The organism is Sphaerimonospora thailandensis (genome assembly GCF_016863115.1).
Taxonomy (GTDB): Bacteria; Actinomycetota; Actinomycetes; order Streptosporangiales; family Streptosporangiaceae; genus Sphaerimonospora; species Sphaerimonospora cavernae.
Window position 1 is genome coordinate 103,290 of record NZ_BOOG01000022.1, and the last position, 16,433, is coordinate 119,722.

18 protein-coding genes are annotated in these 16,433 nt (G+C 64.8%); 9 read left to right on the forward strand and 9 right to left on the reverse strand.

Features of this window, described 5'->3' with window-relative positions; genetic code table 11:
• Window positions 1-4 precede the first annotated feature (4 nt).
• Entirely contained in the window at window positions 5-1,321 is a 1,317-nt protein-coding gene (locus tag Mth01_RS13665) for a UDP-glucose dehydrogenase family protein (RefSeq protein WP_204016196.1), read from the reverse strand.
• A gap of 221 nt (window positions 1,322-1,542) precedes the next feature.
• On the opposite strand from Mth01_RS13665, the gene Mth01_RS13670 reads away from it, so the two are divergent.
• Window positions 1,543-2,706, forward strand: a complete 1,164-nt coding sequence (locus tag Mth01_RS13670; RefSeq protein ID WP_204016197.1) for an acyl-CoA dehydrogenase family protein — start codon at window positions 1,543-1,545, stop codon at window positions 2,704-2,706.
• A gap of 76 nt (window positions 2,707-2,782) precedes the next feature.
• On the opposite strand, the gene Mth01_RS13675 is transcribed toward Mth01_RS13670, so the two are convergent.
• The 5 genes from Mth01_RS13675 to Mth01_RS13695 all read right to left on the reverse strand — a co-directional run bounded on the left by Mth01_RS13675 (window position 2,783) and on the right by Mth01_RS13695 (window position 6,262).
• Window positions 2,783-3,331 carry a class IV adenylate cyclase gene (locus Mth01_RS13675; protein WP_204016198.1) on the reverse strand — a complete coding sequence of 183 codons (549 nt, stop codon included), beginning with the start codon at window positions 3,329-3,331 and terminating at the stop codon, window positions 2,783-2,785.
• On the reverse strand, window positions 3,328-4,008 hold the full coding sequence (locus Mth01_RS13680) for a class I SAM-dependent methyltransferase (RefSeq protein ID WP_204016199.1): 681 nt from the start codon (window positions 4,006-4,008) through the stop codon (window positions 3,328-3,330). Before Mth01_RS13680 ends, Mth01_RS13675 begins: the two co-directional genes overlap by 4 nt.
• On the reverse strand, window positions 3,926-4,567 hold the full coding sequence (locus Mth01_RS13685) for a hypothetical protein (protein WP_204016200.1): 642 nt from the start codon (window positions 4,565-4,567) through the stop codon (window positions 3,926-3,928). Before Mth01_RS13685 ends, Mth01_RS13680 begins: the two co-directional genes overlap by 83 nt.
• On the reverse strand, window positions 4,560-5,426 hold the full coding sequence (locus tag Mth01_RS13690; RefSeq protein ID WP_204016201.1) for a radical SAM protein: 867 nt from the start codon (window positions 5,424-5,426) through the stop codon (window positions 4,560-4,562). Before Mth01_RS13690 ends, Mth01_RS13685 begins: the two co-directional genes overlap by 8 nt.
• 143 nt (window positions 5,427-5,569) lie before the next feature.
• Window positions 5,570-6,262 (reverse strand): HAD family hydrolase, encoded by a 693-nt coding sequence (locus Mth01_RS13695; protein WP_204016202.1) that lies wholly within the window; start codon window positions 6,260-6,262, stop codon window positions 5,570-5,572.
• A 121-nt stretch (window positions 6,263-6,383) separates the two neighbouring features.
• Here Mth01_RS13695 and Mth01_RS13700 point away from each other — a divergent pair, with 121 nt between their 5' ends.
• From Mth01_RS13700 to Mth01_RS13715, 4 genes are all read left to right on the forward strand, one after another.
• Entirely contained in the window at window positions 6,384-7,151 is a 768-nt protein-coding gene (locus tag Mth01_RS13700; RefSeq protein WP_204016203.1) for an XRE family transcriptional regulator, read from the forward strand.
• Window positions 7,138-7,605, forward strand: coding sequence for an NUDIX hydrolase (locus Mth01_RS13705; RefSeq protein ID WP_204016204.1), 468 nt, complete (start codon window positions 7,138-7,140; stop codon window positions 7,603-7,605). The genes Mth01_RS13700 and Mth01_RS13705 overlap by 14 nt, the downstream gene beginning before the upstream one ends.
• Before the next feature lie 84 nt (window positions 7,606-7,689).
• On the forward strand, window positions 7,690-8,430 hold the full coding sequence (locus tag Mth01_RS13710; RefSeq protein ID WP_204016205.1) for a helix-turn-helix domain-containing protein: 741 nt from the start codon (window positions 7,690-7,692) through the stop codon (window positions 8,428-8,430).
• Window positions 8,431-8,432: 2 nt separating this feature from the next.
• On the forward strand, window positions 8,433-8,909 hold the full coding sequence (locus Mth01_RS13715) for an NUDIX hydrolase (RefSeq protein ID WP_204016206.1): 477 nt from the start codon (window positions 8,433-8,435) through the stop codon (window positions 8,907-8,909).
• Here Mth01_RS13715 and Mth01_RS13720 read toward each other — a convergent pair.
• The 3 genes from Mth01_RS13720 to Mth01_RS13730 all read right to left on the reverse strand — a co-directional run bounded on the left by Mth01_RS13720 (window position 8,850) and on the right by Mth01_RS13730 (window position 10,327).
• Window positions 8,850-9,443 (reverse strand): HD domain-containing protein, encoded by a 594-nt coding sequence (locus Mth01_RS13720; protein ID WP_308440796.1) that lies wholly within the window; start codon window positions 9,441-9,443, stop codon window positions 8,850-8,852. The genes Mth01_RS13715 and Mth01_RS13720 overlap by 60 nt on opposite strands.
• A gap of 67 nt (window positions 9,444-9,510) precedes the next feature.
• Entirely contained in the window at window positions 9,511-9,972 is a 462-nt protein-coding gene (locus Mth01_RS13725) for a GntR family transcriptional regulator (protein ID WP_204016207.1), read from the reverse strand.
• Between the two features lies 1 nt (window position 9,973).
• Complete coding sequence (locus Mth01_RS13730; protein ID WP_204016208.1) at window positions 9,974-10,327, reverse strand: hypothetical protein; 354 nt, start codon at window positions 10,325-10,327, stop codon at window positions 9,974-9,976.
• A 167-nt stretch (window positions 10,328-10,494) separates the two neighbouring features.
• On the opposite strand from Mth01_RS13730, the gene Mth01_RS13735 reads away from it, so the two are divergent.
• The 4 genes from Mth01_RS13735 (at window position 10,495) to Mth01_RS13750 (ending at window position 16,403) form a co-directional block, all read left to right on the forward strand.
• A complete protein-coding gene (locus tag Mth01_RS13735; RefSeq protein ID WP_204016209.1) occupies window positions 10,495-11,229 on the forward strand; it encodes an XRE family transcriptional regulator in 735 nt (244 codons plus the stop codon).
• Window positions 11,230-11,785: 556 nt separating this feature from the next.
• On the forward strand, window positions 11,786-13,834 hold the full coding sequence (locus tag Mth01_RS13740) for a helicase HerA domain-containing protein (RefSeq protein ID WP_204016210.1): 2,049 nt from the start codon (window positions 11,786-11,788) through the stop codon (window positions 13,832-13,834).
• Window positions 13,834-15,219 carry a DNA double-strand break repair nuclease NurA gene (locus Mth01_RS13745; RefSeq protein WP_204016211.1) on the forward strand — a complete coding sequence of 462 codons (1,386 nt, stop codon included), beginning with the start codon at window positions 13,834-13,836 and terminating at the stop codon, window positions 15,217-15,219. The genes Mth01_RS13740 and Mth01_RS13745 overlap by 1 nt, the downstream gene beginning before the upstream one ends.
• Before the next feature lie 5 nt (window positions 15,220-15,224).
• On the forward strand, window positions 15,225-16,403 hold the full coding sequence (locus Mth01_RS13750; protein ID WP_204016212.1) for a DNA adenine methylase: 1,179 nt from the start codon (window positions 15,225-15,227) through the stop codon (window positions 16,401-16,403).
• Window positions 16,404-16,433 lie beyond the last annotated feature (30 nt).

The window sequence follows — 16,433 nt, forward strand, 5'->3', positions numbered from 1 at the left end:
ACGGTCAGGGGCGGCCGAGGGCGCGGTAGTGCCAGCCGGCCTCACGCCAGGCGTCGGCGTCGAGCGCGTTGCGGCCGTCGACGATGTTGCGGGCCGCGACGACCAGGCCGAGTTCCTCGGGGTCGATCTCGACGAACTCCTGCCACTCGGTCAGCAGCAGGACGACGTCGGCGTCCCGGGCGGCGCCGCGCGCGCTGTCCGCGTAGCCGAGGTCGGGATGCGCCGCACGCGCGTTGCCCAGGGCCACCGGGTCATAGACCGTGACCTTGCCGCCGTGCTGTGCGATGGTGACGGACACGTCCAGCGCGGGGGAGTCGCGGATGTCGTCGGAGTTGGGCTTGAAGGCCGCGCCGAGAACCCCGACAGTGCGGCCCTCGAACGAGCCGCCGACCAGTTCACGCGCGAGATCCACCATGCGGGCCCGGCGTCGCATGTTGATCGCGTCGACCTCGCTGAGGAACGTGAGCGCCTGATAGGCGCCCAACTCGCCGGCCCGGGCCATGAAAGCCCGGATGTCCTTGGGCAGGCAGCCGCCGCCGAAGCCGAGGCCGGGGTTGAGGTATTTGCCGCCGATCCGCTCGTCGAACGACAGTGCCAGTGAGAGCTGCTTGACGTCCGCGTGGGCGGCCTCGCACACCTCGGCCATCGCGTTTATAAAAGAGATCTTGGTGGCCAGGAAGGCGTTGGCCGCCGACTTGACCAGCTCGGCCGTCGGGTAGTCGGTCACCACGATCGGGATCTCCTCGCCCAGCGGCGCGTAGACGTCGCGCAGCACCTTCTCCGCCCGGTCGGAGGCCACGCCGAGCACGATGCGGTCCGGATGCAGGGTGTCCCGTACGGCGAAGCCCTCGCGAAGGAACTCGGGGTTCCAGGCAAGCTCGACCTGGGCGCCCGCGGGAGCGAGCCGTACCAGCTTCTCGGCCAGGCGCTCGGCGGTGCCGACCGGCACGGTGGACTTGCCGACGACCAGGCACTGGCGGTCGAGGTGGGGAGCGAGGGACTCGATGACGGCGTCGAGGTAGGAGACGTCCGCGCCGTACTCGCCTTTCTTCTGCGGAGTGCCGACGCAGACGAAGTGGACGTCGCCGAAGTTGGCGGCCTCCTCGAAGGAGGTCGTGAAGCGCAGCCGTCCCGACTCCAGGTTGCGCCGCAGCAACTCCTCGAGTCCGGGCTCGTGGATCGGCAGGTCTCCGCGCCGAAGCCGGTCGATCTTCGCCTGGTCCACGTCGAGGCCCAGCACCTCGAAGCCCAGTTCGGCCATGCATGCCGCGTGGGTAGCCCCGAGATATCCGGTTCCAAGCACGGTGAGGCGGTACGGCACGGCATGCTCCCCTCTAGCTCACTGATTGTGAAGTGGCATGGTACCGGGCTGGTTTACTGCCCGTTGAACCACGTCCGCAAACTGGGTATGAGTCAACGGTACGGTGCCCTCCCTGCTCGGTCGATGGGGCCCAGACGGATGTTCTGTTACCAGGCTTGTCAGAATCGACCAGATTGATCTACTGGTAGGTAACATCTGCTCGGACGTCCTACTATCTCCTCATGAGCTTCCCTCTCTACGCGCCCGCCGAGGAGCACGAGATGCTCCGGGAGACGGTCCGGGCCCTCGCCGACGAGAAGATCGCCCCGCGTGCCGCGGCGGCCGACGAGAACGAGGAGTTCCCCTGGGAGGTCTACAAGGACCTCGTCGCCGCCGACCTGCACGCCGTCCACATCCCCGAGGCGTACGGCGGAGCCGGCGCCGACGCCCTCGCCACCGTCATCGTGATCGAGGAGGTCGCGCGGGCCTGCGCGTCGTCCTCGCTGATCCCCGCCGTCAACAAGCTGGGCACCGTCCCGCTGCTGCTGTCGGCGTCAGAAGAGCTCAAGCAGCGCTACCTGTCACCGGTTGCGCGTGGCGAGGCGATGTTCTCGTACGCGCTGAGCGAGCCGGAGGCCGGCTCGGACGCCGCGGCGATGAAGACGCGGGCGGTGCTCGATGGTGATCACTACGTGCTCGACGGCACCAAGATGTGGATCACCAACGCGGGCGTGTCGGAGTACTACACCGTGATGGCCGTGACCGAACCGGGCGCCGGGGCGCGCGGCATCTCCGCGTTCGTCGTGGAGAAGGACGACGAGGGCGTGTCGTTCGGGGCCAAGGAGAAGAAACTCGGCATCAAGGGCTCGCCCACGCGTCAGGTCATCCTGGAGAACGTCCGAATCCCGGCCTCACGCATGATCGGCGAGCCGGGCACGGGCTTCAAGACCGCGCTGGCCACCCTCGACCACACCCGGGTCACGATCGCCGCCCAGGCGCTCGGCATCGCCCAGGGCGCGCTCGACTACGCCGTCGGGTACGTCAAGGAGCGCAAGCAGTTCGGCAAGCCGATCGCCGACTTCCAGGGCCTGCAGTTCATGCTCGCCGACATGGCGATGAAGCTGGAGGCCGCCCGGCAGCTCACCTACGCCGCCGCCGCCAAGTCGGAGCTGGCCATGAACGGCACGCGGGTCAAGGACCTCACGTTCTTCTCCAGCGCCGCCAAGTGCGCCGCCTCGGACGCCGCCATGGAGATCACCGTCGACGCCGTACAGCTGCTCGGCGGGTACGGCTACACGCGCGAGTTCCCGGTCGAACGCATGATGCGCGACGCCAAGATCACCCAGATCTACGAGGGCACCAACCAAATCCAACGCATGGTCATGGCCCGCCAACTCCTGAAGTAGCCATTGACGTGCAGAAACCCCGCCTGCCGTAGTTGGTGGGCGGGGTCCGCTGTCTGCGGGGCGGACCTATAAACGATCACCGTTCCGCGAAGAGGAGGGTGGGTTCGGCGAGGATGTCTCGTCCAACTTCGCTCTTGTAGATCTCGTCGACGCTCCCGAACCTGGCCTCGGCGTAATCGAGTCCCAGCAGAGCGGCCGCTTCGCGGACCGACGCCTCGTCAGGCCCTTCGATCTCCAGAAAAGTGGAAAGGCCCGGCCAGGTGTCGAAGTCGAAGACGACATCCCCCAGACGCCACTCCTCACGGTAGTTCTCCTGGTAGCGGACCTCGCGTAGACCGATTCCGCGGAGGATGTCGGCCATGGCGTGAATGTCGGCGACTTCCGTTTCGATCTCGGTCGTGCCGTCGATCGTGGTGGCGTCGGTGACCTGCTTGAGTGTCAGCGTGGACCTGCCGCCCTCGTCACGCAGGCGGATCCACTGACCGTTGTCGAGAACGTCGTTTTCGAAGATCTTGCGGGTGAGCAGGGTGCGCGGGCTCGACTGGGTCGCCCCCAAGGCGGTCAGCCTGGCCTGGAGGTCGGTGACATCGGCGTTGAGGAATTTCGCCTCGTACTCGTGCTTCATGGGCCCTTCTTCGTAAGGAGTGGGGAATGGCGGGCAGAGCGGAGGGCGAGCAGCAGGCCCATTCGGTGCGTGTGGTCCGCAAGCTGGCCGACGTGGGCTCGCTCGGTGAATTCGCTGGTGCGTAGCGTCAGTAGAAGGTCCCAGGAACCGGTGAAGTGGTAGCTGAGCCTCTCGGGCGAGGTGTAGTGCTCGATGAGATAGTGCCGCGGTTCGACAGCCATCATGAACTCCGCGCCGAACAGCCCGCCGGGGCGGACAAGCAGTTGCATACGGGTGACGAACTCGGCAAGCGGGCGATGGTGGTTGACACTGTAATGCCAGGAGCAGCTCGTCCACACCGCATCGCAGAGCGTGTCGAGGGGGTGTTCGTAGGCCAGGAAGTCCTCCTCGACGACCTGCACCCGGTCGTGGAGTTCTTCGAGCTTGAGACGATCGATCAGGCCCGGTGCGTGGGTGTCGATGTCGCCTGGGAGCCGGGCCGGGCCGCCGTGCAGGGCGAGGGGGTCGCGCTCGATGGCGATGACGCGGTAGCCGGCGGCGGCCAGCGGCAGGACGAACTTGCCGTCACTCGCGCCGACGACCGCGACGGTGGCGTCAGGGGAGGCGTTGGCTTTCAGCGCGGCGAGGAACTGGGGGAAGAACGTGAGTGTCTGCTCCCACAGGCTGCATGTCCGCATCGAAGCGGGCTCCTTCCGAATCAAAGTTGATAATGGCCTGGACGACCTGATCCGGGGCGAGGCCCGTGGTGTCCACGCGGTGCATCGGAAACTGTGTATAAGCGGTAGTGATCAGCTCAGCGGCGTCCTCGCTCAGGACATCCCAGCGGGAGGCTGGTCTGTCACGCTGGATCAACCGGCGACGGCGTTCACCCTCTGCGCAGAGCAGTTGGTAGGTGACGGGCATGGGTAGGTCGGACGGTAGCGTGACGCCGAGTTGCGCGCCGAACGCCTGATGGGTGGCCAGGCACCGGGCGAAGTAGCTTTCCACGACGACCGGAATCCCGACGTCCAGGTAGCCCTGGATCTCCTCGGCGGCGGCGAACAGCGCCGAGAGATAGAGGCACATCCTGGCCTCGACGTTCTCCTGACGGTCGACCTCCCGGCGCAACCGCTGGTAGACGATGGGGATCGTGGGGATCAGAACAGCCTTGCGGACTACCGCGAGCAGCGGTGCGATGGTCGACTTGCCGGTACCGCGCAGTCCTTCCAGGCTCTCGAATCTCGGCCGGTCAGGCATGGCCGTAGACCACGTCCGGAACCGCGAGGGTCAGCTCATCGGCAGGGGATGGTCGGTGGACGATGCTGTTGGTCGGCTTGTCGTACCAGAAGGCATGCGCGTCCTTGCCGACCGCCTTGCAGGACATGGTGAGCGCCCCTCGCGGGTCGACCTCGATCCGCTCGATCTCGTGTGGGCCACCCACTGGGGGACAGATATCCGGAGCGCCATCGACGGACAGGTCCTCATCGACGATCACTTCGATGGTCAGGTCCGCCGCCTGGAGTTGCTGGCGCATGTCGGGGTACGCGGCGGGGTCGGCGACGAAGAGGTCGGGGTGATGGGCGGCGTTGCCGACCGGTCGCAGGCAGTGCAGCTTCAGCTGGCGCGCGCCCAACTTTTGCATTGTGCGCGCCAGCGGCAGCACCTCGTGGATGTTGCGGGCAGTGACCGTCATGGTCACCCCTGTGGGCACGCCGAGGTCCCTGGCGAGGGCCAAGGCACCGAGCGCGCTCTGGTAGCTGCCGGGTTTGCGGATGTGGTCGTTGGTCGGCCCGATTCCCTCCAGGGAGATCCGCAGCAGGTCCACGTAGGGGGCGATCTCGATCAGCCGCCGCTCGATCCGGTAGCCGTTGGTGCAGATCTCGACCTGCAGACCGAGCTCCTGCTTGGTGCGGCTGACGACCTGCGGCAGATCCCGGTAGGCGAACGGCTCTCCACCCAGCAGGGTGACGGCCTCGGTGCCGTACTGGTCGCGCATGAGGGTGACGAGGCTGATCGCCTCGTCGGGGGTGAAGGCGTCGGCATGCTTGAGCCGCTCGCCGTGGAAGCAGTGCAGGCACTCGAAGTTGCAGCGGTACAGCAGCTGCAAGTACAGCATCCGAATCTTGCGTATCCCGACGACTTCCCTGATCACATGGACCTCCATCGGCCAGGTTTCTGGTTGGAGACTCGATGATGGCCAGGGAAACAAGGACCGCGTCACCGCGTACCCGGACGGTTCCGGGACGTCCCAAGACGTTCTCAGGGTGCCTGGAAGGTCTCCAGAAGTTCGATGAGGCCAGCGGTATCCGACAGGTCTGGCAGGACGATGGTGGCTCCGGCAGCGGCCAGTTCGGCTTGAGTGTGGATGCCCGTGGCAACCGCGACGATTCTGCAACCTGAGGAAAGAGCGGCCTCGACGTCCCGAGGCGTGTCCCCTACCAGCACAATCGGTATGTCATCCGTGGGACCGTATCGAAGACGTACACGCTCGCGAGCGACAGCCACCAATTCGGGACGATGCACGGCATCAGCCCCGTACGCCGCGACGGTCAAGTCCAGCAACGGGTCCAGGCCGAATGCCGACAGCTTCACACGGGCGTTGGCCGCGATGTTGCCGGTCAACACAGAGGACGTCCAGCCGTTCTGCGCCGAGGCAGCCTTAAGAGCCTCGCGCACACCCGGCAGGACCGCCCCACGACTACGAAGAGCGTCAGTCCGCTCCTCTCCGGCCTGTGCAAGGGCAGCCTCGACGGCCGCCCAGCCCGGTTCGGGCAGGTGATGTCGGAGGAACATCTCTTTCATGATCAAACGGTCCGTGCGACCCTCCGTCACGGCCGCACCCGCCGGGCGGACCCCCGCCAAAGCCCGGAAGGCCGCGCTGTAGATCTCCTTGCTTATCCCCGCATTGTCGATAAGCGTGTGGTCGATGTCCCACAGGATGGTGAGCGGCATGCGGCCAGGATACGAGCCCTGTCGGGCTGCCAGCTCAATCGGGATATAACTCGACAATCGGGAAATCACGCGACATGCGACATCCTTGCACGGCCACGTTCGCCTGGGTTTACATACCTCCATGAACGAGCGACTTCACCACGTACTCGCCCAGCGTGGCGTCTCCCTCGAATCGCTCGCCGAAGCCTGCGCGGTAGACCCAAAAACCGTCAGCCGCTGGCTTGGCGGACGTGTTCCTCATCCCCGGCACCGTTTCCGCGCCGCTCAGCACCTGCGTGTCGAGGAGACCTTCCTCTGGCCCACCCCGCAGCCCCAGCCAGGGCAGCGCGGGGTAGGCACCGAAATCATCGGCACCTACCAGAACCGGGCCAGTGTCCCCCGAGAGATGTGGCTGACCCTCCTGCAGGAAGCCCAGGATCAGATCGACGTGCTCGTCTTCTCTGGAACCTTCTTCGTCCAATCCAATCCACAGGTGGCCAAGATGCTCGCTGAGCGCGCGGATAATGGGGTGAGAGTGCGGCTGTGCTTCGGCCATCCGGACGGCCAGGCCGTGGCTATCAGGGGCCGCGAAGAAGGCATCGGTGAAACTCTCGCTGCCAAGATTCGCGCTTCCCTCACCTATTATCGCCCGCTCTTAACCGTGCCCGGCTGCGAGGTGCGCCTCCATGACACCACCCTCTACAGCTCGCTGTTCCGCTATGACGAGAACTTACTGATCAATCCGCACGTATGGGGCCAGCCGGCCAGTGCGAACCCCCTGCTTCACCTCAAGAGGCTGAACGCTACCGGATGGTTCGACAACTACGCTCAGAGTTTCGAAGCCGTCTGGGCCCGCGCATGCCCATGGACGCCGGATCGAGAGGGGACCGCCACGCATGGGCAGGATTGAGTACTACTACGACCCCGACGCGCCCAAGGCCAACACCCTCATCCCGGCCAGCAACCTGCTCGTCGTCGATGATGCCGGCGCCATCCTGCTCCAGCGCCGACGTGACACGGGCCAGTGGGCCCTGCCCGGCGGCGCTCAGGAGATCGGCGAGACCGCTGCAGAGTGCGCGATCCGCGAATGCCAGGAGGAGACCGGTATCATCGCCGAGATCACCGGCTTCCTCGGGGTTTACACCAATCCCCACCACATCGTCGCCTACACTGACGGCGAGATCCGCCAGCAGTACGAGAACACCTACATCGGCCGCCCCATCGGGGGTGAACCCGCGGTCAACGACGAGGCCGATGGTGTCCGCTTCGTCCAGCCTGCTGATCTCGACCAGTACGACATCCATCCCAGCATGCGCCAGCAGATCGGCGACTACGTGACCGGAACCTACCCTTGCCTTGGCTGAGTGGTGCGGGTCTGGTCCAGCCACCTCACCCGGCCCGAACTCACCCTCGCGGCCTGATCAAATTAGCCACCAGGGTCAGGTGAGATGCCAAACGATCGGTTACGTGCGGCGCTGCTGGAACGCGGGGTGAGCATCGCGGACCTGGCGGAGGCCGTCGAGGTGGACCCCAAGACCGTCGAACGGTGGATCACCAAGGGCCGCGCCCCCTACCGCAGGCACCGCTACGCCGTGGCTGTCCACCTGGGCATGGACGAGGGTTACCTGTGGCCGGAGGCCTTAACGCGGGAACAGGTCGCCTCAGCATCCGAGAGTGAGATCGTCACCGTCTACCCGCACCGCTGGGCCGTCCCCCGGGACGCCTGGGGACGACTGTTCGCCGCCGCCACCGAAGAGATCGGCATCCTCGTCTACAGCGGGCTGTTCCTCGCCGACGACGCGGGGATCGTGCGCATGCTCGGCGAGAAGGCCGCCACCGGGGCACGGGTGCGGATCCTGCTGGGCGATCCGGAGTGCCCCGAGGTCGCCCAGCGCGGCGCGGACGAGGGCATCGACGACGGCATGGCCGCCAAGATCCGCAACGTCCTCGTGCTGTACAAGCCGATCCGGGGACTGGACAACGTCGAGTTCCGCCTTCACCGCACGGTCCTGTACAACTCGATCTACCGCGGGGACGATCAGCTTCTCGTCAACACCCACGTGTACGGCATGCCCGCCGGCAACGCCCCCGTCCTGCACCTACGCAAGGTCCTCGGCGGCGACATGGTCACCACCTACGTCGACAGCTTCGAACGGGTATGGGAGCAGGCCCAGCCGTTAGAGTCGTAACCATGGCCCGCCGGATCGACTTCTACGACGACCCCGACGCCCCCAAGCCCAACAGCCTCGTGCCGTCCGTCAATGTCGTGGTCACCAACGACGCCGGAGACCTGCTGGTGATCCGCCGGTCCGACAACGGCAACTGGGCCGTCCCCGGCGGCGCGATCGACCTCTGCGAGTCGTTGCCGCAGGCCGCCGTACGGGAAACCCTCGAAGAGACCGGCATCCTCTGCGAGATCAACGGCATCGTCGGCACCTACACCGACCCCAAGCACGTGATCCTCTACGCCTCGAACGGCGAGGCCCGCCAGGAGTTCTCCATCGTGCTCACGGCCCACGCCGTCGGCGGTGAGCCGACCCCGAGCAGCGAATCCACCGAGGTCCGCTGGGTACCATGTGCTGAGGTCACCGGCCTGCCGATGGACCGGTCAATGGCTTTGAGAATCGGCCACTACCTCAGCGGAACCGGCCTGCCGTACATCGGATAGCGCTGCCTCGATGCTGCGGACGGCAGCCAGGATGCACGGCGTCGAGAGCGTGATCGAGCGGCTGACCAGGTGATCGGGGCCGTAGCGGGAATGGATCTCGGCCAGGCGGTCGCGCACGTCCAGGTGCCGCCCGTCCGGGCCGATGGTCATGTCGCAGTAGGTCAGCGCGTCGGCCAGCTCCCGCCGCTCCGGGGCGAACTCCTTGGTCAAGGCGTCGTACAGGTCGCGTTCGGTCGCCTCGTTGACCGCACACGAGTGATGCGCCACCAACCGGCACAGCCTCTCATCCGCCCCGGCGATATCGCGCAGGTAGCGGGCGCCGTCGAGGGGGTGAAACCCGGTGTCGACCAGTTCGGGCGAGTATCCGATGTCGTGGAGGTACGCCGCGGCGGTCACCGTGTCGGCGTCGTCACCGAGGACCGGGGCCAGCGACGCCGCCCGCGCCGCCACTCCTCGTGTGTGCGCCCACCGCCGCGACAGCGGTTCGGCAAGAAGTCGTTCGGCCAGGTCGCGCGCCCACTCAGCTTGTCCCACGGGATAGACGATAGGCACCCCAGGCCCAGCCAGACCTAGGGTGCCAACTCGGACGTCCCAGGACGTCTCAACCTTGTGGGTGGACGAACCGGCCCTTGCCGTGCCGGGACACGATCAGCTTCTCCCGCTCCAGCATCGTGAACGCCTGCCGTGCCGTGGTGCGCGACACGTCATACAACCAGCACAGCTCCGCCTCACTCGGCAACGCGTCGCCCGGGGCCAGCTCGCCCCGCTCGATCCGCCCCCGAAGCTCCCGCGCGATCACCTGATAGCGGTAGGCCGAATCCACGACATACCCATCGGCTCGCACGATTCGCCCCTTGGCCGGGACCGTCACGATCAGACCCTCGACCTCCAGGGCGAGCAGCGCCCGGCGCACGGTGTTGCGGGCAACCCGAAACTCCGCCGACAGCACCGCCTCCGACGGCAGCGCCACCCCCGCCGGATACGCGCCCGCGGCGATGCGCTCGCGCAACCGCTCGGCGATCTGCCCATGCACTCGCCACCCGGTCAGCCATCGCTTGGGCATATCAGGACCGGCCCGCATCGAGGATCTTGTTCAGGTTGATGCCGAGGTCTCCCTGTTCCCCCTCGCGCCAGCCCTCCCGCGTCGCCTCCTCGATCCGCGCAGCCGCCGGCAGCAGCTGCATGCACGAGACGCGCTCGTCCTGCTCCTGGCCCCAGTAGAACCACAGGAACGCCAGGTGAACGTAGACGCGGCGCGACCGCAAGCACCGGTCGAGGACCTCCAGCGCGGGCCGTCCCTTCTGATCCACGATCAACACCGTGGTAAGACCACGCTCCTCCAGCTCATCCCGCAGTTCGGTCAGCAACTTCTGCTGGTACTCCTGCTGCTTCTCGCGGATCGTCCGCATCGGCTCCATGCCCGCAGCTCCCTTCGGCTCGTACGGCGCGCCCGGTGTCGCGTCGATTGCCGTACGAGCGTCCGTCGAGGCAGGGGAACCTCTGCACCGCAACTAAGGGACGTCTAGGGACGTCTCGTGTTAACGTCGCAGGCAGAGCCAACCCCGTCTCAGGAGGTGCGCCCGAAGTGAGCGACAACCTGCGTCACGCCCTCGCCCGCGCCCGACTCCAAACCGTCGACGTCGCCGCCGCCCTGGCCGTCGATCCCAAGACCGTCGACCGCTGGCTAAAGGGCCGCATCCCCTACCCCCGCCACCGCTGGGCCATCGCCGATCTCCTCCAGCTCGACGAGGCCGAACTCTGGCCCGACATCGTCAAACCCCGCCGCGCCATCATCAACGAGGTCCAAGCCGTCTACGCCCACCGCTGGACCGTCCCCCAGGCCGTCTGGCGACGCCACTTCCAAGCCGCCACCCGGCAGATCGACATCCTCACCTACAGCAGCCTGTTCCTCGCCGAAGACACCGGCATGATCCGCCTACTCGCCAGCCGAGCCCACGAAGGCGTCCGCGTGCGCATCCTCCTCGGCGACCCCGACAGCCCCCAGATAGCCGCCCGAGGAACCGAAGAAGGCATCGGCCCCGACGTCATGGCCGCCAGAACCAGAAACGCGCTCGCCCTCTATCGCCAGCTCCACGAGATGGATGGCGTACAGATCCGCCTCCACCGCACCGTGCTCTACAACTCCATCTACCGCGCAGACGATGACCTTCTCGTCAACACCCACGCCTACGGCACCCCAGCAGCCCAGGCCCCCGTCATCCACATGCGGGCAACCGCGAACGAGGGCACAGCAGCCGTCTACCTCGCCAGCCTCGAAGCCGTCTGGACAACCGCGGAACCCATCAGCAGCACATCCTGACCCGGCCGCCCCACCCTGATCGGAAGCAACTTTTCTTCTCGCTATTAAAGCGGCCCGCCTGCGGCGGTCCGCGTCGCGCGCCGGTCGGCCAGCCGGCCGGGCATGCGGCTCTTCGGCCGGTCCCGGCCGACGCCGCCCACGCGCTCACATCCACCGGACAGTCGTCTCTTGATCGATCGAAGACTCCGGCAGCCTTGATGAGCCATCCGAAAGGCTGCCGCCCCGCTTCCGCTCCTCGGGCCTGGCGGCCCTGCGGTGCGGGTCGGGTTGCCACCGGATACCTCAGTTGCTCGCCATGACCCACCGGCGGTAGAGGCGCCTGGCGTTATAAGAGCCCTAACGCAATAGCGTGAGGCGCGTCGGTCCGTCGTATTGCTGGCCAACTCGACGAAATTAGTCATACAGCCACATATCCGGTCAAAGTGTTGCATAGTGCGCTGGGCGCCGGTCAGGATGCGGCGAAGAAGCTTACCCGCCGGACGACGTCTGCCTCCAAACCTGTCGGAAGCGTGCGTTAGTCACTAAGGTGGGATTTCGATCGCGCAGAGGAGAAGTCATGACCAATCTCATACCCGGTGTCGGCGCAGGCTCGCTGCTGAACTCACGGCTGATCGCCGACGATCGGTCGATTCGGATCGGCGCAATCTACCGGATCGACTATAACGAGGCGATTGTGCTCACCCACGACAGTTGGAAGTTCGAGGCGGGTGGCATACCCCAGTATTCGTTCCTGCTCGCCACGGCCCAAGACATCAACGCCCCGCAAGTTGATGACGATGAAGTCCTGCTGTTGCGCGTTGACGGGACGTCGCCGTTGTCGATGGAGAGTGACCTGCATGCCGTGCGCGAGGAGTCCCTCCGTGCGGCACTATCAAGCAGTCAGAATCCGTCCCCGTCCGTCGTTCTCGACATAAAGATGGACGCGGTCACTAAGAATCGAATTTCCTTCACCGGCCTGCGCTGCAAGATTCTCGGCACCTTTTATGAGGATGATGTAGAAGGTCAGAAGGTGCTCGAGTTCGGATCAGATGTCGACAATTTCTACGCCACGTCTACTTACCGGGTGCTAAAGCCGGTCGGCGAAGGGCTCTCGACGATCGCGTCATACCTGAAACCGACGGATCGCCCTGTGGATCCCGTCCGTATCGGCGTTGTTCGGTACTCCGCGACTCGTCGCCGGGCAAAAGCGTCAAAGCAGGCCGCCTCCGCTGTCGAGGTCAACATCCGGGACTTCATTGGCCACAAGACCGCACTATTAGGCATGACCCGGATGGGCAAGTCTAACACCGCCAAGATCATCATCGCTCGTACGTTTGTCATATCGGAGCGTCAGCGCGCTGCGGGTGGGCCTCCCGTGGGCCAGCTCATTTTTGATCCGCAGGGCGAGTACGCGAACCCAAACACTCAGGACGGTACCGAGATCGCCGCTATCGGCGCGAAGCACGTCCGCATCTTCAAGTTCGGAGCGGACGGATCCCAGCCGCACGTCAAGCCTCTCTCAATCAATTTCTTCTCGGAGAACCAGATCGACGCGGTCCAGAGCCTTATCTCCGACCAGCTCAGCACTGACGACGCGGGCTATGTGAAGGATTTCGCTGGTACGTCCTATGCTGATGTTCCTGGCGACCAGTCCGCGACCACGCACGCCCAGCGCGCAAGGCTTGCCCTCTACGGAGCGCTCATGCGCGCAGGATTCGATGTGCCATCCCGATTCCGAGTTCGTATCAACATTAAAGGCACGTTCCAGCAGACCATTGCGAGGGAACTCGGACGTAACCCTTTCACTCAGGCGGGGACGACGAGCAACATCGTGACCGTGGCTGCGACCGACGTGGAAGACGTGGTGCAAAAAATCGTCGAGCTTCGCGAGGCGGGCGACGCCAACGCTGCGGACTTCACGAAGAACGTCCGATGGATGAGCGTCGAGCCGATCTTTACTACAAAAAGCCAGAACCGCAACGTTCGCGGGTGGAAAAACCTTAACCCGCTGCGTCCTTTCCACAGCCCTCTGACGATGAACGACCCAGCCATCGAGATCTACGACGAACTCATTCAGGGACGCATCGTCATTGTCGACCTTCATGTTGGAGCAAGTGCGATCACCAAAGCCCTCAGCGAATCGATCACTGCGCGCCTACTTGAGCGCCAGACGTCCGTATTCACATCTGGACAGGAGCCTCCGGCCATCCAGGTGATGCTCGAAGAGGCCCACAATCTGTTCTCCTCCGACCGTTACAAGGACGACAGGGACATCTGGGTCAAACTTGCCAAGGAGGCGAGCAAGCTGAACCTCGGCATGACGTACGCGACTCAGGAGGTTTCGGGTGTCGCACACCAAGTTAAGGCCAACACTGCCAACTGGGTGGTCGCTCACCTAAACAACACGAAGGAGATTCGCGAGCTCGCCCAGTTCTATGACTTCGGCTCGTTCTCCGATGCCATCATCGCCTCCGAAGACCGCGGCTACGTGCGACTCAAGACCCTTTCGTCGCCATACATTGTTCCGGTGCATATCGACCGCTACGACTTGGAACTCGTCAACGAGGCTCGCGCAGCTGCGGGTGACCCTCCGTTGATTCCGAACGGCAACAGGGCGGCTGTCTGATGCCATACGAGACCGTCGCTGGGACGCATGAACTCGCATCACGCCTTGGGCACTCTACCGCTGCGGTCCGTGCCATCGCTGACCAGCGCACGTTTTATGTCCCGGCCGAGGCGCTGCGCGATGTCGAGGAGATTCGCAAGCGGGTCCGGCAACGCGCTGACGTTAATTCCACGACTGCACGTTTGTCGTCCGCGCTCGCTGTCGACGGGTCGTACGTTGTTGAGCGGGTGAGGGACGGATTGCCGTCGGTGCTGTACGGGTTCGCGCAAGCTGCGGCGGCGTATCTCGACCTCGGCATTCTCGAGACGCAGGAGGCACAGCGGTTCGTCGATCCGTACGAGATCGCAAGGGCTGTCAACACGGCGCTCGTGACGCTCGACCTTCCGGTCGCTGGTGCCTACACCCGTGAAGGCGTTGACATCGCGACCTCCTGGCGAGAGGCGATCGACCAGCTCTTTCGTACGAAGAAGATCGAGGTGAATCGTCTAAACCAGACGTTGCTGGAACTGCTCTTCCTGCTGCATGGGAGGCCGGGCGGGCCCGCGTCAACAGTCCCCGTGAACTGCCCGACCGAAGATTGCAGCAAGGACGTCCGTGTTCCGCTGGCTGGCGTTAAGTGCGACGCGTGCGACATCTGGCTTTTCCCCACTGACGTCCTGCGTATCCACGAGGAGGTGAGCGAGGAAGGGAGTAATCAGTCCGCCCTCGGCCGGCTGATGTCGGTTGTCGAACTCCTTGTGCTCGTCGGGCTGGCCACCCTTCTATGGGAGCAGTCCCGTCAAGAGTTGCTGCCGACCACGCTGTTTATCGTCGATGGGCCACTTGCTATCTACGGTCCTCCAGCCAAGCTACGCGGCCGAGCCCTTGACTACTTTCAGGCGATGGCTGCAACCACCCCGGGTGTGGGGCCATTCGTCTGCGGTATCGAGAAGTCTGGCGCCATGGTCGACTACGCGCGACAGTTGGCCCGCCACGACGTGCTAGTTCCTGGTGATCTGCTCGTTTGCGACGAGGACATTATGGCCCGCGTCACCAATGCGACCAATGCTCGTGCGTACGGCAAGGAGACCTACTGGGGGCGCAAGTTCGTCTATCGGGCGCTCGACGGGCGGGTGGTGGTCCCGACAGTCATGCCGCCGTCCGGTGCGCCGTACGACGCGAACGGCGGGCAGCCGGACCCAAAGGACTACCCGACCCTCGCGGCGATCCTGGACGTTGTCGACCGCACCGGCTCTTCCATGTACGTTGACGGGATCATTCCCGTGGCGGCCGCGCATGGGAAGGCGGCGTTCCCCATCGGCGTCGGCACCGATGTACTACGGCTAGTGGCCACAACACGGCTTGGTCTCGACCAAACGGCCCGCAACTCTGGCCTAGTACCATGAGCGCCGTGACAGTTGCCGCACGCGATCAAGAGTCCATGCGTGCAACAACCTTGGTTCCGGTTGGGGCGACGCCGCGTAAGATCGACCGCACGCCGGCCCAGGTCGCGCATCCTCTGGCAACCGGGCGGTACCAGAGTCCGCTGCGCTACCCGGGCGCTAAGAGCGGTCTGTCGAAAGTGATCGGCGAGCTCATCGCAGCCGCTCAGCGGTCCGCTCAGGTCAGGAAAGTCGACCTCTTGGTGGAAGCGTTCGCTGGCGGCGCGTCGACCAGCCTTAGGCTGGTCGGTGCAGGCATCGTTGAGCGGGCATTGCTTGCGGACGCAGATCCGATGGTGGCGGCCTTCTGGCAAGTGGCGGCCTCTCGCACGCAGGAGCTTATCGAGCGCATCGCCGACGAGCACGCGAAGTACGTTGCTGTCGGCGGGGCGACGGCACTGGCACGGTGGGACTACTGGCGTTCCTGGGCAGCGACTCCTGGCACCAGTCGGTCGACTAAGGACCTTGAACTCGCCACGAAGTGCATGTTCCTAAACCGAACTACCTTCTCGGGGATCCTTCACGGGCAGGCTGGCCCCATCGGCGGTCGCACACAGAGCTCGGAGTACGGCATTGGATGCAGGTTCAATCTCAATAGCTTGATTGAGCGGCTCGAATACGTCGGTCACCTCTACGACTTGAGGAGGATCGCGGACGTCTGGCTGTCAGACTGGAAGACCACGCTCCATGGCGTCGCCTCGCACTACAAGACCCTGCTCCCCGACCGCGTTGTCGCATATCTCGACCCGCCTTACCTTTCGAAGTCAGGAAAGCTTTATCGAAGGTCGTTCGATGTTCAGGCTGCGCAGGAGGGCAAGGACCTGGATTGGATGAGCGGACTCCAGCACCACGACCTGGCGGAGTACCTCCGTCGAGAGATGCAGTACCGCTGGATTCTGTCGTACGACTACGACGAGCGCTTGCTCACAGATGACTCGCTGTACGCAGCAAAGGCGATGCACCCGTCGATACTTAGCCGCGACCTGAACGGCGTCAAGGCTTGGCGAATCAGCAAGCGCATTGTGACCCTGAACTACTCTGCCTCCTCGCGAACCGGGCGTGGCCCGGCACAGGAGCTCCTGCTCACCACACTTCCACCGGCAACGGTGCCAATCAACGAGAGGCTGTTAGCCAAGACCCCCAACTGATCTACGGACGGCTCCGCAAGTGAAAACTTT